The 20065-nt window shown below is 59.7% G+C and carries 12 protein-coding genes and 1 pseudogene; 4 read left to right on the forward strand and 9 right to left on the reverse strand.

The annotated features are described in order from the left end of the window. Positions 1-75: 75 nt before the first annotated feature. Positions 76-1239, forward strand: a complete 1164-nt coding sequence (locus LRP59_RS06355; RefSeq protein WP_002513683.1) for an alpha/beta hydrolase — start codon at positions 76-78, stop codon at positions 1237-1239. Here LRP59_RS06355 and LRP59_RS06360 read toward each other — a convergent pair. Next, positions 1183-1791 (reverse strand): TetR/AcrR family transcriptional regulator, encoded by a 609-nt coding sequence (locus tag LRP59_RS06360; protein ID WP_002521690.1) that lies wholly within the window; start codon positions 1789-1791, stop codon positions 1183-1185. The genes LRP59_RS06355 and LRP59_RS06360 overlap by 57 nt on opposite strands. Positions 1792-1896: 105 nt before the next feature. Here LRP59_RS06360 and LRP59_RS06365 point away from each other — a divergent pair, with 105 nt between their 5' ends. Next, the gene (locus LRP59_RS06365) at positions 1897-4461 is read left to right on the forward strand and encodes a glycosyl hydrolase 2 galactose-binding domain-containing protein (protein WP_002513684.1); all 2565 of its coding nucleotides are present in this window, start codon (positions 1897-1899) and stop codon (positions 4459-4461) included. 70 nt (positions 4462-4531) lie between these two features. On the opposite strand, the gene LRP59_RS06370 is transcribed toward LRP59_RS06365, so the two are convergent. Then, the gene (locus LRP59_RS06370) at positions 4532-6064 is read right to left on the reverse strand and encodes an RNA polymerase sigma factor (RefSeq protein WP_002513685.1); all 1533 of its coding nucleotides are present in this window, start codon (positions 6062-6064) and stop codon (positions 4532-4534) included. Positions 6065-6410: 346 nt separating this feature from the next. On the opposite strand from LRP59_RS06370, the gene LRP59_RS06375 reads away from it, so the two are divergent. Further along, complete coding sequence (locus LRP59_RS06375; protein WP_002513686.1) at positions 6411-7349, forward strand: RNA polymerase sigma factor RpoD/SigA; 939 nt, start codon at positions 6411-6413, stop codon at positions 7347-7349. A gap of 56 nt (positions 7350-7405) precedes the next feature. Here LRP59_RS06375 and LRP59_RS06380 read toward each other — a convergent pair. The 7 genes and pseudogenes from LRP59_RS06380 to LRP59_RS06410 all read right to left on the reverse strand — a co-directional run bounded on the left by LRP59_RS06380 (position 7406) and on the right by LRP59_RS06410 (position 19045). Beyond that, positions 7406-8301 (reverse strand): annotated as a pseudogene (locus tag LRP59_RS06380) (acyl-CoA thioesterase). Between the two features lie 163 nt (positions 8302-8464). Beyond that, complete coding sequence (gene hrpA / locus LRP59_RS06385) at positions 8465-12550, reverse strand: ATP-dependent RNA helicase HrpA (protein ID WP_002513688.1); 4086 nt, start codon at positions 12548-12550, stop codon at positions 8465-8467. A gap of 444 nt (positions 12551-12994) precedes the next feature. After that, a complete protein-coding gene (locus LRP59_RS06390; RefSeq protein ID WP_002513689.1) occupies positions 12995-13849 on the reverse strand; it encodes a universal stress protein in 855 nt (284 codons plus the stop codon). A gap of 83 nt (positions 13850-13932) precedes the next feature. Further along, complete coding sequence (locus LRP59_RS06395) at positions 13933-14865, reverse strand: T3SS (YopN, CesT) and YbjN peptide-binding chaperone 1 (protein WP_002521694.1); 933 nt, start codon at positions 14863-14865, stop codon at positions 13933-13935. A gap of 164 nt (positions 14866-15029) precedes the next feature. After that, positions 15030-17882, reverse strand: coding sequence for a vitamin B12-dependent ribonucleotide reductase (locus LRP59_RS06400; protein WP_002513692.1), 2853 nt, complete (start codon positions 17880-17882; stop codon positions 15030-15032). A gap of 81 nt (positions 17883-17963) precedes the next feature. After that, on the reverse strand, positions 17964-18470 hold the full coding sequence (gene nrdR, locus LRP59_RS06405) for a transcriptional regulator NrdR (RefSeq protein ID WP_014604456.1): 507 nt from the start codon (positions 18468-18470) through the stop codon (positions 17964-17966). Positions 18471-18694: 224 nt separating this feature from the next. Next, complete coding sequence (locus LRP59_RS06410) at positions 18695-19045, reverse strand: hypothetical protein (RefSeq protein ID WP_002513694.1); 351 nt, start codon at positions 19043-19045, stop codon at positions 18695-18697. A 267-nt stretch (positions 19046-19312) separates the two neighbouring features. Here LRP59_RS06410 and LRP59_RS06415 point away from each other — a divergent pair, with 267 nt between their 5' ends. Continuing rightward, positions 19313-19987: a LexA family transcriptional regulator gene (locus LRP59_RS06415; RefSeq protein ID WP_148378340.1), complete on the forward strand. Its 675-nt coding sequence runs from the start codon at positions 19313-19315 to the stop codon at positions 19985-19987. The last annotated feature ends 78 nt before the right edge of the window (positions 19988-20065 follow it).

Raw genomic sequence — 20065 nt, forward strand, 5'->3', positions numbered from 1 at the left:
GCCGGCCCGTCTCCGGTAGCAACCTGTCTGATCCTGATAGCGATGGGTCCCTCCTGCGCGAAGATCCTATCGACCATGTCCCGTGAGTACGGTGGACGCGTGGCTGACACGAAAACCTCCCGTCATTCCTGGCTACGCATCACTTCCGGTCTCGTCGGGCTGATCCTGACCCTGCCGGTACTGACGTGGTCAGTGGCCGCGATCCTCCCCTCACACAATGCCCTCACCTTCATCTCCTCCGTTCTGGTGGGATCGTTGGCTGTACCGGCTCTGGTCATCGCCGTCATCGCCTTCGTCCTCGCTCTTCTGGGACGAGGTGGTCTGCGAGTGGTGGCCGTTCTCTTCTCGGTGATGGCCCTCATCGTGCCAGTGGCGGCAACGGCGACGACGGCGTGGATCACGGACCGCGCCGGTGGACGTATCAACGTCGTCTCGGCATCTGCGGTGTCGTCGATGTCCGACCACCCTGACGAAACGGTCCGGTATGGATCCGGCCCTGACGAGACGGCCCAGATCTACCGTCCCCATAACCACAATGCCCCGGTACTTGTCGACATTCATGGTGGAGGATGGAGCACCGACGCCACCATGCCCGCCACGTTGAGATGGTTTTCCGACCATGGCTGGTTAGTCATTCGTCCCTCGTACACCCTGGCCACCCAGGGCCACCCCACCTGGAATACTGCACCAAAACAGGTAGCATGTGCCTGGGCCTGGAGCCTGTCCCACGTGAAAGAACTCGGTGGCGACCCTTCACAGGTATCGATCATGGGTGATTCCGCTGGTGGTGGAATGGCCATTAATCTCGCCTACGGCGCCGCCAGCGGAAAGTTGAAGAGTTCCTGCGGCTCAATACGGGCCCCGAAGTCAGTCCTCGCCCTCTATCCAACGGTGGATGTCAGTACCGTCGAGTCAGTCACCACACTGAGCGCGGGCAATGCCGCCAAAATGTATATCGGTGGCACCCCCAAGCAATTCCCCGACCGTTATCGCGCCGTCAACAGTTCCACCTGGATCACTCCTCAGGCACCACCAACAATGGTGATCCAGGGAAATCACGACACCTTTGTCCCGCCATCCAGCGTGCGGAAATTCATCAATCGTGCCCGCCAGGCTGGAGTCCGGGTCGATCACGTACAGTTACCAATGCTCAATCACGCTTTCGATTCCCAGGCGCGCAACTCACTGGGATTCCAGGTCGTCACGAGCCTTGGGCAACGTTTCCTTACTAACCACTGAGCGAGTAGTCAGTACTCGAGCTAACGCCTCAAGATCGCCCGCGATATCAGTTGCCTGGTTCTGTATCCACCGCATCTGTAAGCCCTCAGCCGCGGCAACTACCAGTCGGATGGCCTGCTCATCGTCGATCCCGAGGGCCATTCTGACGACCTCGTGAACTCGTTGACGGTGTCGTTCCATGAAAGTATGGGCCGGGTGATAGGGATCGGTGGCGGCCACACTCATGTCGACAAAGAGCTTGGTCAGCCCCGGAGTGCGGGTCGTCTGAGCCAAGTATGCCCACACATGGTCAGGGTCGGTGAGGCCACCAGCATCGACCGCGTGGGCGTCACGAGCCTCAAGAATCGCCACGAATAATTCGTCCATCGATCCGAAGTAGTGCAGAACGCCTGCCTCCGTGAGCCCAACTTCGGCAGCGATGGCGGCCAGTGTGGGGCGCTCCCCCGAACTTGCGCCATAGAGCCGCAGAGCGACGTCAAGAATCTCAGCCCTACGAGCAACCCCCTTAGCGTATGGTCCACGTCGGGTGAGGCTCTTCGTCGTCACTGCCATGGACCCAACCTTAGGAGGAAGTCCCAGAGTTATCCTCCCCAACCATCAGCGAATACCGAGCCGTGCTAGGTTTTAGGTGTACTTTGAGCCACCAAAGGAGTCCTCATGAGTGCACCATTCCAGCTGACCTCTAGCGATCCGAATGTCATCGATCCTGTCGGATTAGCCGCAGATACCCACGAGTGGATCGAGGCGGTGGTGCCAGGAGGAGTGCACGAAACCCTGATAGCGGCTGGGATCATCACTCATCCATATGTGAAGGATCATGAAAAAGACTGTCATTGGGTGGAGGATCGCGCCTGGTGGTATCGCGGAACGGTGCCGATCCCGGCGGGAGACGATCCGCTCGTATTGACCCTGACCGGCGTCGATACCGTTGCAGACATCTGGGTCAACGGACACCACGTCGGTCGTCATGCCAACCAGTACCGACCTTTCCAGGTTACGCTTCCGCCCATCGACGCCAACAAAGCCAAAGTACTCATCCGCTTCGCACCCCCATTAGATGGCCTGGCCGAGCCGCCAGCCACGAGAGCTATGGTCAACGCCGTCAGTGACTTCCTTACCCCTCAGAACCTGGACGCCGAGCCTGGCGCGGGGATTCTCACCCTCAATCTGGCCACGACTCGACGCCGCAAAGGCATGTTCTCGTGGGGATGGGATTTTGCTCCCCGTATCCCCTCGATCGGCTTGACGGGTCCGGTGGAGTTAACCCGTCGTTCACCGATCGAGGTGAGCCATCACGTCGACACGATGGCCATCGGTGACGGCGACAGTGCAGACGTCAACGTCGTGGTGTCCACTGCCCACCACGACGGCCCTGCACCCTGTACCGTTGACGTCACCCTCACTTCGCCAGATGGTGATCGCGTCAGTGGACACGCCCAACTCAAGCATGGTTCAGCCACCGTGGATCTTCAGCTGGATAACCCGCAACTGTGGTGGACCCATGACCTGGGCAAGCCTTCCCTCTACCAGGTCGACATCAAGATCTGCGATAAGGACGCCAACACGATCGCTACTGATTCCGGCATGGCAGGTATCCGCACTATTGAGGTGGACTGCTCCCCCGACACAGACGATCCCGAAATCGACGGGCCTGCCCGTCACTTCACGTTCATTCTCAATGGCGTGTCAGTCTTTGCCCGTGGCGCCAATCTGGTCCCGCAGTCGATGCTGCCGGGATCGGTGACTCCTCAGCAGGATCACGACCTCGTCCGAGCCTGCCGCGATGCCAATATGACGATGGTGCGCGTCTGGGGCGGCGGTGTCTACGCTTCCGACGCCTTCATGACTGCCTGTGACGAATACGGCATCCTCGTGTGGCACGATTTTATGTTCACCTGCATTGACTATCCCGGCGACGATGAAGACTTCATGTCCGAGGTCCGTACCGAGGCTGACTATCAAACCCGCCGTCTCGCTAATCATCCGAGTCTGGCGCTGTGGGCTGGAGGCAATGAGGTGCAGGCCATGCACCAGGCGGTCTGGAACAATCTTAACCCGGGCCCATGGGGATCCGAGATCTTCGACGAGATCTTGCCTGAGGCGATTCGTCGCAACAGCCCCACCGTGAACTATTGGGCCAACAGCCCGGCCACTGATGTTGACACCGATCCTCGCGTTAATGGCACCAGGGCCGGTGATCGTCACGCTTGGGAAGTGTGGCATGGCGCGGACGTGGGAGCAGGGACACACGAGGATTATTCCAGCCCTGCCGAAGCCATGCACTATCACCGCTATAGCTACGACACCGGGCGGTTCATTAGCGAGTTTGGCATCCACGCCAGTGCTGACCTGCCCGCCCTCGGCAGGTGGTTAGGGGATGATCACCTCAACCTCGACGACCCCATTCTTCTCGCGCGTAATAAGGACACCCCGAAGGCCAAAGGGATGGCCCTCATTGATTACGAAGTAGGCAAACCGACATCAGTTCAGTCCTACGTCACCTACAGCCAGGTGGTGCAGGCCGAGGGACTCAAATTCGGCATCGAGCATTACCGGCGCCGTTGGCCTCACTGCGCTGGCGCCCTAGTGTGGCAGCTCAATGAACCTTGGCCTGGAATGACGTGGTCCCTGCTCGACCACGACCTCGGGGCCAAGCCGGGCTACTACGCTACAGCTCGAGCCTTCGCCCCGGCGCTGTCCATCCTGCGCCTGACTGACGATTCACTGGAGGTGTGGGTCAGCAATGCGCGCCCCGCCCGAGTCACCGATACCATGACAGTCACAATCGAAGGATTTGACGGAAGCGTCGACCAGACACATCAAGTCAAAGTATCCGTTCCTGCGTCCACCTCCCAGATGGTGTGGTCAGTACCGCGCGCCCAGATCCCCGTCAACGGCAGCCACTACATATGGGTCGAAGGATCGGTTCTGCCCGCTAACCGGCTCTTCCTGACGCGCATCGGTGACCTCAACCTGCCCGAAGCGCACCTCGACGTCAAGGTAAACGTGACGGAGCCAACTACGGCCACAGTGACGGTGGCAACGACGACGTTCGCCTACTTTGTGCGAGTTCTAACGCCGTGGCCGGGTGCGCGACCCGACATCTCAGCCCTTGATCTACGTCCCGGAACGAAGGCCGTCGTCACTGTGACTGGTCTTCCCGAAGGGTTCGACCCCGGTGAGATCATGGTTCGCCACTTCCTCGACGACGTTGACCGATGATGTCGTCGGAATGACCGGCTCAACATGGAGGGGCGCCCCAGTGGGCACCCCTCGCTCATCTGCTAAATCCTCAGTCGAGGTAGTCGCGCAGTACCTGAGAGCGACTCGGATGACGCAGCTTCGACATGGTCTTGGACTCGATCTGGCGGATGCGCTCCCGAGTAACACCGTAGACTTTGCCGATCTCATCCAGGGTCTTGGGCTGTCCGTCGGTCAAGCCGAATCGCATCGACACGACACCGGCCTCTCGCTCGGACAAGGTATCGAGGACATCATGCAGCTGCTCCTGCAACAGGGTGAAGTTGACGGCGTCTGCTGGCACGATGGCCTCGGAATCCTCAATAAGGTCACCGAACTCAGAATCGCCATCCTCACCCAGTGGGGTATGCAGCGAGATCGGCTCGCGACCGTATTTCTGCACCTCAATGACCTTCTCTGCGGTCATATCGAGTTCGTTGGCAAGCTCTTCCGGGGTGGGCTCACGACCTAGGTCCTGGAGCATCTGACGCTGGACGCGAGCCAGCTTGTTGATGACCTCGACCATATGCACAGGGATACGAATAGTACGAGCCTGGTCGGCCATGGCGCGGGTAATGGCCTGCTTGATCCACCACGTCGCGTACGTGGAGAATTTGTAGCCCTTGGTGTAGTCGAATTTCTCGACGGCACGAATGAGACCGAGGTTGCCCTCCTGAATGAGGTCAAGGAAGAGCATGCCGCGACCGGTGTAACGCTTAGCCAAGGAGACGACCAGACGGAGGTTGGCCTCCAATAGGTGGTTCTTCGCTACCTTGCCGTCCTCGGCGATCCACTCGTAATCCTCGCGGTCCTTCTCCCGGATCTTGGCATCCGGGTCGGCTAGCTGCTCGCCGGCAAACAGACCGGCCTCAATGCGCTTGGCGAGATCAACCTCTTCGACGGCATTGAGCAGAGCTACTTTGCCGATCTGCTTAAGGTAATCCTTAACGGGATCTGCGGTAGCGCCGGCGACCATGACGGTCTGCTCGGGCTCGTCAGCGTCATCGTTATCAGACAAGGAGAACGCCTCGGTCTCCTTGTTGATCTGCTGCTCGTCCTTAGCAGCCTCGGCCGGGTCGTAGTCACGCTCGTCAACATCGTCGAGGGAGCGCTTCTTGCCGCCAATAGTCAGCACAACGTCGTCACCGTCGCGCTCCACGGTCACATCGACCTCACCGGATGCGGCTTCAGCGACGGTCGTTTCCTTCTTCGCCTTAGTGGTCCGCCTCTTAGTTGTCGACTTTTTGGCACCACCGGACGACACGTTTCCAACAGTCTTCGTACCCGAAGACTTCGTCGTCTTACTCGCCGCTGTCTTGGTGGACTTCGCGGCCGTCTTAGTGCTGGTGGGCTTCGTCGTGGTTTTGGCCCCAGATGACTTAGCCGTGGGAGCCTTGGCCCCACCAGCGGACTTGTGAGCCGACGACTGGCTTGCCTTCGTCGTGGCCTTCGTCGCAGTAGTCTTCTTCGCCCGACCGGTCGTACCGGTCTTAGCAGAGGTGGAACGTGTACTCTTCCTCGCGGTGGCTGTCTTCGCCTCCTCGTCTGCAGCGGTGTTTGCAGTGCTGGACGTGGTGGTCGACACGGGTATCCTCTCTAAGGACTGACCAGTCCTTCAGTGCTGTCCCCTCCAAATGGGCCCATAAAGATCGACGATCACCGCCCCATGAGACCCAAGGGCATACGGCGCCCGGGAGGCGTCAAGACCCTGCGTTCATTGTGGCATCATCCGCGCGCTAACACAAACTGGCTCTCGCCAGTTCCCTTCTCCTGCCACGGAATGGCTGCGTCGAGCAGCCATGTACGACCACAGTCTGATCCTCTGATGTTACCCACGACCGCAGACACTCATCGGCCGTTCAGGGATGACATTCGACCCTCTATGACGTTGATATAGGTGTCAACCAGTCCGACGGAGAAAGGCGAAGCATATGGACACCAAGTCCCGGGTTCGTACCACCGATGGCATTGATGGTAAGGACGCAGTCGGCCTCTACCTAGACGGGATCGCCCGCACGCCCCTACTCAATGCCGCAGAGGAGGTCGCGTTAGCCCGCCGGATCGAAGCGGGTGTATTTGCACGCGCCGTTCTCGAAGGCCACGCGGAGACCACATCGGATGCCACCACAGAGGAACTACACCAGATTGCAGCCGACGGAGACGAAGCCTTGGCCCACTTCGTGCGCGCTAACCTGCGTCTGGTCGTGTCGGTGGCCCGCAAATACGGTCGCTCTCAGATGCCGCTACTTGACCTCGTGCAGGAAGGCAATACCGGGCTCATACGCGCCGTCGAGAAATTCGACTACGCCAAGGGATTCAAGTTCTCGACCTACGCCACCTGGTGGGTCCGTCAGGCTATCAGCCGAGGCATCGCGCAGCAGGGTCGCATCGTCCGGCTTCCGGTGCACGTCGCTGAACAGGTGAATCAGGTGTCGGCTGCCCGCCGCAACCTCGAGCGTCAGCTGGGTCGCGAACCCGAAACCTTCGAAATCGCCGACGAGTTGGAGATCACCGAGGAGCGTGTCATCGAGCTCATCCGCTTTGGACGCGACCACGTCTCTCTCGACGCTCCGGTTGAGGACGACGGCGACACTAGCCTGGGCGACCTCATCGCCCGCGAGACCTCTCCTGGTCCTGACGACATTGTGCTCGACGCCGAGGACCGCAGTCGACTTGAAGGGCTCCTTGACGATCTCGACGAGCGCTCTGCCGACGTGGTGCGTCGCCGCTATGGACTCGTCGATGGACGCCAAGCCAAGCTTGCCGACATCGGCAAGGTGTGGGGAATCACCGCCGAACGCGTGCGTCAGATCGAACGTGCTGCCCTAGCCAGCATGCGTCAACGTAACCTCGCCACGATGGCGGCCTGACATCTGCACACGGTGGCTCCGAACCTATCCGGGGCCACCGTCGCGTTCAGAGGACATCACGTGCCACGGCCAAGCGGAAACGTTACTGAGGCGTCGAGGTCGTTCACATCTACCAGCCTCATGACCCCCTCCTGGCAGCAGGACGCGATGAGTTTGCCATCCTGCATCAGTCGGCCCATGGAGAAACCGAGCAGGCCTGACGCGCTCGGAGAAACCTGGTCGTAGAGCATCCAGCGGTCAGCCTCGGCAGTCCGGTGGAACCACATGGCGTGATCCAGCGATGCCGGATTGACGACCATACCCGATGGCACCGATCCCAGGTGTGGCATAACGGCACCAGCCATGAGACTGATATCGGAAATGTAGGCGAGGATCGCACGCTGCACAACACGGTCGTCAGGAAGGCTCGCGGTAGTGCGTACCCACAGACTCAAGTGGGTGACGTGGTTGGGGTCGACGAGCTGCGAGCCGTCACCGGCCAACCGCACGTCGAGCGCATCCCACTCCTTGACGGTGGGCATAGGGCGCCCGAACATCTGTTCGAGGGCCTGGGCTAGGGTCGGACAGTGATCCGGGTCGGAAGATAGTCCGGCATCGGATCGGAGTGCTCCGGGCCGTCCTCGCGGTTCTTGAAGGACAGTTCCGCGGTGAAGATCGTCCGACCGTGTTGGCGAGCGTTGACACGGCGAGTGCTGAAGGTGCGACCGTCACGAATTCTCTCGACATCAAAGATCATCGGCAGATCGGTGCGTCCAGCATGTAGGAACAGCGCGTGCATGGAATGGGCGGTCCGCTCAGGAATAGTGCGGGCACCAGCAACCAGAGCCTGAGCCAGTACCTGGCCCCCGAAGGTCCGCTGCCACGTCGTGTGTGGTTGTCGGCCTCGAAACAGATCGAGATCGAGGTCTTCAAGATCGAGCAGGTCAAGCAGTTCAGCAGTCGTCGATGGCACCTAACCACTGTGCCAGATCAGGCAACGTGTCACGGCAGCTCTCGCCAAGGCGGCGCACTCACTAGCAACAACGGTTGAAGAAATCGATCCACGCCTGAAAGAACTGGGAGGGCAAAAGACCGAGCGTAGGCTCGGATCTCGCGCACATAGCCAGTGCACGACGTTAGGACAGCTTGGCTATCGCCATATGAATTCGCTTGGGTGACACACTGACACGAGTACCGAGTTTTTGAGCGAAGTACTGGACGCGCAACTCCTCCAACATGAACCCAATCTCCTCGACCTCGGCGGGTAGTTTTCCGGCCGGTTGCTCCTCGCACAGGGCGTCATAGTCGGCCAGGAGAGGCTCCAGCTCGGCCATCTGACGGGGATCGCGCGAGGGGTTGGTCATCAGGGACTCGATCCGCACGCTCACCCCCTGAATCCAGCGCGGCATGTCGTCATACCAAGGGTCCGGGGTAGCCGAAATGAAATTCTCGAAGACGAGGTCATCAATCTGAGCGACGATGTCAGCACGGATCGCCGGATCCGAGACAGTTACCAGAGCCTGACGAGCAGCGACGACACGACTGAGGATCCTGCCAGCAGTACGCACCACTCGAGCCATCCGGTCGGCCTGGTCTTGACGAACGACTAAAGCGAGGTCGTCGAATGTCTTCTTGTCGCGAATCCCTGACAAGTCACCCGCCTTCTCCTGAGCCACCGAAGCCACCGCCTTATGACGGGCATCGGCCAGTAAGGCTGAGACGCTGGGGTACGGAGACGTTGCCAGGGCCAGCTTGGTGGCGTTATCCATATGCGTAACAACCCACTTCGTCGGGTCAGGAAGGTTGAGGATAAGCAACTTCACGACACCGGAAGCATGGCTGGTGCGCTGGGCACGAGGAGTGTCGAGAAGAGTGGTGCCGACGGAGTTACCTTCATCGACCAGGCATGGGTAGCCGACGGCGTCAGGGCCCTTGCGCGACAGATCAACCCGTTTCGGAATTGGGTCGAAGGTCCACTCCTTCGCACCGTGGATCTGGGGTTGGTCCGCGGCCTTAGTCAAAGATTGGGACACCTTGGGAGCCAAAACAATCTGCAGGGCCTCGAGATCCTCGGAGCGGGCAATGGATGCGGACTGGGATCCCTTGAGTTTGTCCTTACCATTCTTTCTGGATTTCTTACCGACGGGTCTCCCCTCGGCGTCAGTAATGTCGAAACCAATCCGCAAATGGGCCGGAATAGCGGCAGTATTCCAGTCATCAGGGTTGATGATGACCCCGGTGAGAGTTCTCAGGGCTCGTCCGAGTTCAGCGGTGAACGGGGCGTGGCGGTCAGCATCGTGGTCTTCCAGCCAGGTTAGCGCCGCTCGGGCACGGTCGGGGGCAGGTACCAGTTGAGTGCGAATGCGCTTAGGAAGGGCGCGGATGAGTTCCGTCGCCAACTCGGTGCGCAAGCCTGGCACCTGCCAGCTGAACGGTGCTGTGGGCACCTGGTTGAGCAGTGCTAGCGGGATAGTGACGGTGACGCCGTCGTGGCCGGATCCCGGCTCAAAAACGTAGCGCACTGGAAGTTCGAGGTTTCCGACTTTCCAGTGGTCAGGGAAAGCGTCGGCGTCCACGGAGCCGGAGTCGACGAGATCGTCGATCGACAAGTCAAGCTGGTGACGGTCTTGCACCCGACGCCACCAAGCGTCGAAATGGGAGCCAGAGACGATACCGTCAGGGATCCGACGGTCGTAAAAAGCGAAGATGGCGTCGTCGTCGGCCACCAGGCCGCGCTGACGGCTGCGCTCCTCAAGATCAGTGGCCTCGTCGCGAACTCGATCGTTGTGTTTGAGGAATCCATGATCGGATCGCCAGTTTCGCTCTACGAGAGCCGAACGGATAAAAATCTGTCGGGACGCCACCGGATCGATGCGGCCATAAGTGACGCGACGATCAGCCCATAACGGCACCCCAAAGAGGGTGCCACGCTCAGTAGCGACCACTGACGCCGTTGATGCTGCCCAATGCGGAGCCGCCCAGGAACGCTTGATGAGAGGGCCCGCGACCTCCTCCACCCACTCGGGCTGAACCGCGGCAACTGTCCTGGCCCACAGCCGAGAGGTCTCCACCAGCTCAACAGCCACGACGAGTTCGGGCGACTTACGTGCCAGCAGCGATCCGGGATTAATGGCGAACTTCGTGCCGCGAGCACCGAGGTATTCCTGAGGCCCGGGGCGCTGGCCGTGCCGTTTGGCCGACTGCCGGACCTGGACCAGCCCGATGTGAGACAACAGTCCCGAGAGTAGGGCGACAAGAACCCGGTCGATTGGGGCTGAGGTGCGGTTGACCTCCAGGTGCAGTTCCTTGGCGATCTGGCGGAGTTGGCTGTGCAAATCGTCCCACTCACGCACCCGCAGATAGTTAATGTACTCGGCCCGACACATTCGACGGAAGGCTGAGGACCCCATGTGACGACGCTGGTGACGCAGGTAACGCCATAGCCGGTGGATGGCCATGATGTCGCCACCCTCCTCAATGCCACCCGCCTGGGGGCATGGGGAGATCTTCCCCTTGGTGTGCGGGGTATGACGTGCCGGAGATCCTGGTTTAGCAGTGTTGGCGGCCTCCTGGTGAATATGCTGGCGGCGGACCTGAGACCAATCTCCCACCCGGTTGTTATCGGTGTTGTCAGCCGCTTGGAGGGTCTGCAGTAGGTTGGCCTCGGTGGCAAAACGGCGATGAAAAGCGTCGGCCTCCTCGCGCTTGTCTGCGGGACGCTCCCGGACGTCGCGAATCGATAGAGCCGCGACGATGACCAAGACCTCGGCCAGGCTGCCTTGCCTCGCTCCTTCAAGGAGCATACGTCCCAGCCGTGGGTCCAATGGCACCCGGGCCAGCTGGTGTCCAATCTTTGTTAGGCGCGGAGCGTCACGGTGTCCCGGTTTGAGAGCTCCTAGTTCGTCGAGGAGCCGGATTCCGTCATTGATCCGGGAGCGGTCTGGGGCTTCGACGAAAGGAAAGTCGGTGATGGCTCCGAGCCTGGCCTGGGCCATCTGGAGGATGACCGCGGCTAAATTGGTGCGCAGGATCTCCGGCTCGGTGAATTCTGGACGAGACTCGAAACTGCTCTGGGAATACAGCCGGATGCAGATGCCCGGTGCCACGCGGCCACATCGTCCGGCCCGCTGGTTGGCACTGGCCTGAGAGACCGGCTCGATAGGCAGGCGCTGGACCTTGGTGCGCACCGAGTACCGCGAGATACGGGCAGTTCCCGGATCAATGACGTAGCGGATTCCAGGCACGGTCAGGGAGGTCTCGGCGACGTTGGTGGCCAGCACGATCCGTCGTCCAGCATGCGGGGTGAAAACCCGATGCTGTTCTGCGGCCGACAGGCGGGCAAAGAGTGGCAGGACTTCGGTGTTAGACAGATTGAGGTCCGCCAGGGCCTCGGCGGTCTCATGGATCTCCTGCTCACCAGCTAGGAATACCAGGATGTCACCGCTCTCCTCGCGGCAAAGTTCCTGGACTGCCCGGCAGATACCGGTGACTTGGTCGACAACCTCGTCATCCGGGCTCGTCAGGGACGGGGCTGATGGACGATGGAGGAGCTCATCTTCGTCGTCAATGTCATCTTCGTCATCGGGGCGGATTTGCTCAGAGGGATCCAGCGGGCGATAACGCACCTCAACGGGGTACGTGCGCCCCGAGACCTCAATAACTGGCGCGTCGTCGAAGTGGGCGGAAAACCTGGCGGTGTCGATAGTGGCCGAGGTGATGATGACTTTGAGGTCTGGACGTCGTGGCAGCAACTGTTTTAGGTAACCCAGCAAGAAGTCGATATTGAGGCTGCGCTCGTGAGCCTCGTCAATAATGATGGTGTCATGGGCGCACAAGTCGCGATCATGGGAAATCTCAGCAAGCAGTACGCCGTCAGTCATGACAGTCAGCGCGGTGTCGGAGGTAGCGCGCCGGGTGAAGCGCACTTGATAGCCGACCTGCACCCCCAGCTCGACCCCCATTTCCTCGGCAACTCGTTCTGCGACGCTGCGCGCGGCGATCCGTCGGGGCTGGGTATGGGCAATCTGACGACGTCCCAAGGCCAGGCAGATCTTGGGTAGCTGGGTCGTCTTTCCCGAACCGGTCTCGCCTGCCACCACCACGACTTGGTGGTGCTTGATGAGGTCAGCAATCTCGTCGGCGTGTGCCGCTATCGGAAGGTCAGTGTCGAAGGTGACGACTCCCCCACCAGGCAGCTCACCTTCCAGTCGTGAATTAGGCATGACCGGTTTAGTCTATGCGGGGCTTCCAACACCCGGCGACCACTAGCCGTTATCAAGCCGAGAAGATCTCCGTCTGTGTGGATTCGGTTGAACGCCTTGGCAATCTTGCCAATGCCTACGCACCTGACCAACCGCCGGTAGCTTTCACAATTCGGCTCGTAGGCGAGGATACTTCACCGGTCAGGCCTCCACAGGGGTTCAGGGACGGTGCCTTCGTCAATCCCGGTATTCGGCGTGAACTTAGTGTCACCACCCGCAGCACGTCCGGCTGTCTCGAACCTGGCTGCACTATGACGACCTATGGCCGACAGCGAGAGATCCGCAGACACGCCGGACGACTGTTTCCTCAACGTCGGTACATAGTGTTGTAGACGACGGTGAAACGCAGGCGAACGCGTCCTGAAGCCGCCGACACGGCGAGAACAGCAGGCCAGCAGCTCGATATCAGTGGCAGATAGCCAGCGGCGACTGAGCGTGCGCCATGATGCCGCGACTCACACCACCTGCGGTCCAGCCCAAAATCGGGTGCTTCTTCATACCAACCACGAGGAGGTCAACGCTGCCCGAGAGGTCGACTAAAGCGTCGACGGGCTCTCCGGACAGCACGCGGGTCTCTACCTCGACATGGGGATGCTCATTGGCGAGCGGCTTGACAACCTCGTTGAGTCGTTTGAGGGCCTCGTCGCGCACCTCTTCGGAGTCGTTACCAGGAACCGTCACTGCGAGCAGCTTGCAGCCACGGTGGTCAGCTTCAGCGAATCCGAATCCGACAGCTGCAGTTCCTACGCTCTGGGGGCCGACCGCGACCGCAACACATTTCTTGCCACCAGTCGGATCCGGGGTCGAAGCGCGGGAGATGACCACGACGGGCGCTGCCGACATACCCGCCACAGCCACAGATGTCGACCCGACGAACATACGCTCCAGACCCGAGGTAGCACGACGGCCGAGCACAACGAGCTGGGCATCGGCGCTGCGATCGGCCAGAATGGCCGCCGGGTTACCCAAGACGACCTCTCCAGAGATCCGATCGGGGTCCATCCCCCGCTCAGTCGCAACGTGGATGGCGTCATCAACAACGACCTGACCGGCATCCTGCAGAGCGGTCGGGTCGTAGACGACTCCCCAGGCGCCCGCAACGGCAGCGTCATCAACGGCGTGAAGGACAATAAGATCAGCATCTCTCTTAATCGCTGATACTGCGGCGTAACGGGCGGCACGTAGGCCGTCCTCGGAGCCATCGACTCCGACGATGATGACAGTGCGTTGAGCCTTCGATGAGGTTCGGTCGTCAGTCATGGTGGTCCTCCTCAGTGAGACATCAAAGGCATTGGCCCTTGTCACATTGTCCCACCATTTGCCCTGAGACAAAGGGGGTCCGGTCAGGAGCCCTCTTCAAAAGTGGTTCTCCCCCGCAGTTTGCGGGCCAATTCGTTGTCCAGTCCATCGGCCAGTCGGGACATGATGGAGACGGCCTGGTGAAGATGCGCGGCGACGAAGGGGCGGGCCATCACCGACATCGTCACGAACACTCGATCTTGATGAAGGGCGAAACGCCCATAGCGGGATTGCACATTGAGGTCATTGAGTACCTCAACGGCACGAGAACGCCCCTCAACGTCATGGACGAGAGCAGCAAAAAGCAACAATTCCGAGGCATCGGGGGTGGTACGTACGAAAACCATGCACGTCCCCACTCGGATAGCAAAGTCGCCCTCGCTATCGCGGATGGCCGGATGGCCAAACATGTGGGACAACTCATCAGCAACGAGGCGGTCGAGGTGACCTTTGTCTACCGGCATGATGGCGGGGACGCTAGCCGCCTCTGTAGGCGACAACGGGGGCTCGGGCTGTAAAATCTCCGCAAGCTGGTCAGGGGCCAGGAACACTGGATGCGGAACACCGAAAATGTCACGCAAAGTCGTTACTGCCAATTCGGCAAGTTGCTCAGAATCGTCCTGACTGCGGTACACCCAGTAGTTATCGGTTTGGTGGACCTTGCAGGTTCCAGGGTCCTGCCATCCTAGAGAGCTCAGGCCGTCAAGCTGGCCCGGCGTAAGGCATGCACTCTCCGGTAAACAGTTATTGCTGGATGCTTCGGCAAGAATCATCGCGGTGTCGTCGCTGCAACCAGGATCATCTTGCACGAAGCGGATAAAGGGAGCCGTGTCAGTGCGCGCGGACAGGGTTGAGATCGTTAGTTCGCCGTCGTCGTCAATGACAGAGACGACCTCCGCCAGACGCTCGGCGAACTGGTTCCACGCCTGCGCTGTGCTGCGATCCAGGTCGAACGCAAAGTCTGGTGGCTCGTCCATGGTTCCAACCTAGTAGGTCGCGCCGCTATCTGCAGCTGCCTCTCACTATCCTGCCATCCAACGCATAGCTATCGACCTCTGACAGCCGTTATGGATCACACGTGGAGTTATAAAGACACAACAGCGGGGGCGTAGCTCTCACCCCGCCCCCGCTCATAGCGTCATCAGCTACAGCCGCTGGTTGAACCGCACCCCTCGCAGACGTAGCACGATCCCGAGGGACGCATCTTCGTCCCGCAGGTCAAGCACAGGGGGGCGTCAACTTCACGACCGATCTGCTCTTCGAGAAGCTCAGCACTGGTGTGTGCTTCACCGACCTGCTCGACCGCCTCCTGAGTTGCGAAAAGACCGGGCTGGTTAGCTCCGTCCTCATGCACCCGGACGCGGTCGGCCGGCGTGTCTTTGAGGGTCTCAGAGTCGATAAGCTCATCCTCCTCATCAGACAGGTAGGACCCCGTCTGGACGTAGCGAGCACGCTCGGCAGCGGTGTAGATACCCAGCTCGGCACGCTCATCAAAGTCAAGGTAGTCGAGGGCCAGACGACGGAAGACATAGTCAATGATCGACGAGGAAATCCGAATGTCAGGGTCGTCGGTCATGCCAGCTGGCTCAAACTTGAGGTTGGAGAACTTTTGGGCGAAGGATTCCAGCGGCACACCATATTGCAAACCGATAGACACCGCGATAGAAAAAGCGTCCATAACACCGGCAAGGGTGGATCCCTGCTTACCAAGCTTGAGGAAGATCTCGCCCAAGCGCCCGGAGTCGTAAGCGCCAGTAGTGAGGTAACCGCCGGCTCCTGCGACCTGGAAGCTGGTGGTGCGGCCCATGCGCGACTTCGGTAGACGCTGACGACGCGGGCGGTACTCGATGCGGACTTCCGGTTCGGCCTTCTTTTCCTCTTCCTTTTTCTTGGCCTCAGAGAGAGGCTGACCGACCTTACAGTTGTCGCGGTAGACAGCCAGAGCCTTGAGGCCAAGCTTCCAACCCTCCATGTAAACCCCGGCGATATCCTCAACCGTAGAAGACTCCGGCAGGTTGACAGTCTTAGAGATGGCACCGGACAGGAAGGGCTGAACGGCAGCCATCATCCGTACGTGACCCATCGGGGCGATGAACCGGGTGCCCATGGCGCAATCGAAAACCTCGTAGTGGGCCTCATCGAGATCAGGAGCACCAACGACCGAACCGTTGTCGGCGATGTAGGCGACGATCTTCTCAGCCTGCTCGGGGGTGTAGCCGAGGTTCTTGAGGGCACGCGGCACCGTCTGGTTGACGATCTGCATCGAGCCGCCGCCGACCATCTTCTTGAACTTGACCAGCGAGAAGTCTGGTTCGATACCGGTGGTATCGCAGTCCATCATGAAGCCAATGGTGCCAGTCGGGGCAAGAACGGACGCTTGGGCATTGCGGAAACCATTGGTATGCCCGAGCTTGACGACCTTGTCCCACTCTGCCTTGGCGGCGGTCAAGACAGCGGTGTCATTGTTGTGCAAAGGGTGAACCTGACGGTTGGCATCGCGATGCTTAGCCATGACTGCCTGATGTGGCTCAGCGTTTTCGGCGTATCCGCTATAGGGACCGACGATGGCAGCCAGTTCAGCGGAACGTCGGTAGGAGACGCCAGTCATGAGGGACGTGATGGCAGCTGCGAGGGCACGTCCACCATCCGAGTCGTAACCCAGGCCCAGCGCCATGAGAAGGGCGCCCAGGTTGGCGTATCCGATACCGAGCTGACGGAAGTTACGTGTCGTCTTACTAATGGCCTCAGTCGGGAAGTCAGCAAAGCAAATGGAGATATCCATTGCGGTGATGACGAGTTCAATAGCTCTGGTGAATTTCTCGACGTCGAAATGGTCATTTTCGTCGAGGAACTTCAGCAGGTTGAGGCTAGCCAAGTTACATGAGGAATTGTCTAGGCTCATGTACTCCGAGCACGGGTTGGACGCGTTGATCCGTCCGGAATTCGGGGTGGTATGCCAGGCATTGATGGTGTCGTCATATTGCAAGCCGGGATCGGCGCACTCCCAAGCAGCCTGAGCAATCTTGCCAAAAAGTTCCTTGGCGTCAACGGTGTCAAGCACCTTGTCAGGCTCGGTGCGGGACATCAGACCGAAGGGCTTACCCTGCTCAACAGCGGCCATGAAGGCATCGGAGACACGCACCGAGTTGTTGGCGTTCTGATACTGAACGCTGACGATGTCGCGCCCGCCCAGGTCCATGTCGAACCCGGCATCGCGCAGAGCACGAATCTTGTCCTCCTCGCGCGCCTTGGTCTCGATGAACTCTTCGATATCGGGGTGATCGATGTCAAGGACGACCATCTTGGCAGCACGACGAGTGGCGCCGCCTGATTTGATGGTTCCCGCTGAAGCATCAGCACCACGCATAAAGGAGACTGGACCAGAAGCCGTGCCACCGGAGCTCAGTAGTTCCTTCGAGGAACGGATACGAGAAATATTGAGACCAGCACCAGAACCACCTTTAAAGATGAATCCTTCTTCTCGGTACCAATTGAGGATCGACTCCATCGAGTCATCCACCGAAAGAATGAAGCAAGCGCTAACCTGTTGGGGACTCGTGGTACCGACGTTGAACCACACCGGGGAGTTGAAGCTGAAGTACTGGTGTACCAATAGCCAGGTCAGTTCCTCGCCGAAGACCTTGGCGTCGTCATCAGACGCGAAATAACCGTTCTTTCGCCCAGTGGTCACATAGGTATTGACGACTCGGTCGATGAGGGTCTTGAGGCTATCCTCGCGGGCCGGGGTACCTAGAGCACCACGGAAATACTTATTGGTAACGATGGTCGAGGCGTTAACGCTCCAGAAGTCGGGGAACTCGACCCCGCGCTGCTCAAAGACCACATCGCCGGTACGCCAGTTCGTTTGCACGACATCACGGCGTTCCCAGGTCACCTCGTCATAAGGATGAACACCTTCAGTGCTGAAGATGCGCTCAACGTGCAGCCCCTTAGAGCGGCTCGTCCTGCGTGGTGCGGACTTGGTCTCGGTCATGGCTCCCTCAGAATTTTCGGTGATACGGGTGGTTGGTGTCGGTACTTAGTGCGAACTGTGGCACGCTCGGCACACAGCTCGTCAGAACAGTGGCTCGTCCTGCTTTGAAAGCCGTTTACGACTCGAGGACTTCGTTTTATCGGAGGACTCGTCGCGCAACCGATCAATCTCAGTAGCAAAGTCCTCGATAGTGTTGTACTTCAAGTAAACGCTGGCAAACCTCAGGTAAGCGATGGGATCAAGCTCACGCAGTGGCCCCAGGATCGCCAACCCGATTTCCTCGCTGGGTATCTCCGCGACCCCTCGGGCCCGTAGACCGTCCTCGACGCGTTGTCCCAGCAAAGCTAGATCGGCATCTGTAACCGGGCGTCCCTTGCATGCGTTGCGCACACCACGGATCACCTTGTCACGGGAGAAGGGCTCCTCGATGCCGTTGCGCTTGTGAACCGTCATCTGCATGCGTTCGATGGTCGTAAACCGTCGCTCACACATCGGGCACTGCCGCCTTCGACGGATCGCAGTACCGTCTTCGCATACCCGCGAATCCAGGACTCGAGAGTCATCATGCTGACAGAACGGGCAGCGCATCATCGCCTCCTTCCCCAACCTCACGAGGTTCCGAACAGCTGACTTACCGTCGTCCTGAAAGACTACTCCTAACTGGGGTCAAAAACACAACTTATAGGGATCATGAAACTACCTGCCACAACATCTGGTATCCAAGGGTGATTTTTCGAGGACGGTGCTGGACCCTGCGTCAAGTCGCCACGCGCGACACGCCGAAGACGAACGCCCCTGCGACCGGCCCCTCGTCAGGATCCGGCATCGGAGGGTGCCCCAGGTTGATGCGCGTCAACCGGGGCAACGCCCATATGATCCTCATGCTCACTGGCAGGATCCCCTTGCCACATCTGGCCGAGGCGCCCTAGGGCGAGAATCACCCCGACGATCATGACAGCGATAGTTGCCAGCACAGCAGCATCCCAGAACCGGTCGTGGAGGGACTTACGGCGCGCAATAGCGCTAGGGCGTCCCGCCATCAATTCCCGTCGATCGATAACGACCACCGGTTCGGCCAACTCATCCTGCCACGGTCCGACGACCAGGCCACCTCGGCGACTGGACGCCGTCTCGATATACCACTCGTACGTCTGCGCACTCATCGGATCACCTCTCTGTCGACGAGAGCCATCCGCTCCCGTCAGCGGCCCCGGAAGATATCCCAGGGAGGGTCCGGCGGCCACAGGTCCGCCGGTGTCATCAATGACATTCCCCCGAACCGACAAGTTCGCCGTCATCACTATGGAACACGAGGAGAACAACCTAGTCAGAGCGGATTAGGTGCCCAGTTTTTGCCCCCACACTCCTCGCACGGAGCCAAAACGCCACTGATGGGGAAACTGTCGTAGCTGCCCTATACCGTGACTGCCATGATCACCGATACGCCCGGAACCGATACCTCGGACCCGGCCGCCGTCTCGTCGGCTGTTCCGTTCACGAATACCCGTGAGCCCTCTGCCAAGGAACGCGAAGTCTTGGCAGCCGTCAAGGAAGGGCTGCGTCGCGACGGCAAAGCCCCAACAGTTCGCGCCCTTGCTGAGACGACAGGAGCTGCGAGCACATCAACAGTCCAGCGGCGTATTTCGTCCCTCATCGAGTTAGGGCTGCTACGTCGAACCAATGGCACCCTCGAGGTGGTCGAAGAAACCGTCGAGGCTTGCGATCCGCACGGACCGCAAGCCTTTCAAGTCAAACTCCTCAATCCGAGTAACGAAGAACACGATGAAACCGTCATCGCGGTGCCACCCCAGCTTCTAAGTCACGGCGAGCACGCAGTGATCATCGTCCGCGACGACGGAATGTCTCCCCATATCCACTCCGGAGATCTCGTAGTGGTGCGACGTATATCGGTAAGCGATCTACCCGACGATCCACCTGAGACATACCTCGTAGCAGCCACAGCGGGCGGAACGACCGTCGTTCGCACCTTATCCAACGTCTCGGGACGGCGATGGCTGTTGGCATCCAACCCTACCCACTCACCAATTAATCTCGATGATGCTTCTCTGCTGGGTCAGGCTGTGTCATTGCTGAGACGACTCTAAAGCGGCCCCATAAAACACCTAGCCGCAGGGCTCTCTTCCCTATCCTTGGTGTGCCTCGGCCGAAATCGATCACGACGA

The organism is Cutibacterium sp. 37298 (assembly GCF_023838685.1).
Taxonomy (GTDB): Bacteria; Actinomycetota; Actinomycetes; order Propionibacteriales; family Propionibacteriaceae; genus Cutibacterium; species Cutibacterium acnes.

Coding starts and splice junctions, on each gene's coding strand:
- LRP59_RS06355 (WP_002513683.1), top strand. CDS start 76: ATGTCCCGTGAGTACGGTGGACGCGTGGCTGACACGAAAACCTCCCGT.
- LRP59_RS06360 (WP_002521690.1), bottom strand. CDS start 1,791: ATGGCAGTGACGACGAAGAGCCTCACCCGACGTGGACCATACGCTAAG.
- LRP59_RS06365 (WP_002513684.1), top strand. CDS start 1,897: ATGAGTGCACCATTCCAGCTGACCTCTAGCGATCCGAATGTCATCGAT.
- LRP59_RS06375 (WP_002513686.1), top strand. CDS start 6,411: ATGGACACCAAGTCCCGGGTTCGTACCACCGATGGCATTGATGGTAAG.
- hrpA (WP_002513688.1), bottom strand. CDS start 12,550: ATGCCTAATTCACGACTGGAAGGTGAGCTGCCTGGTGGGGGAGTCGTC.
- LRP59_RS06390 (WP_002513689.1), bottom strand. CDS start 13,849: ATGACTGACGACCGAACCTCATCGAAGGCTCAACGCACTGTCATCATC.
- LRP59_RS06395 (WP_002521694.1), bottom strand. CDS start 14,865: ATGGACGAGCCACCAGACTTTGCGTTCGACCTGGATCGCAGCACAGCG.
- LRP59_RS06400 (WP_002513692.1), bottom strand. CDS start 17,882: ATGACCGAGACCAAGTCCGCACCACGCAGGACGAGCCGCTCTAAGGGG.
- nrdR (WP_014604456.1), bottom strand. CDS start 18,470: ATGCGCTGCCCGTTCTGTCAGCATGATGACTCTCGAGTCCTGGATTCG.
- LRP59_RS06410 (WP_002513694.1), bottom strand. CDS start 19,045: ATGAGTGCGCAGACGTACGAGTGGTATATCGAGACGGCGTCCAGTCGC.
- LRP59_RS06415 (WP_148378340.1), top strand. CDS start 19,313: ATGATCACCGATACGCCCGGAACCGATACCTCGGACCCGGCCGCCGTC.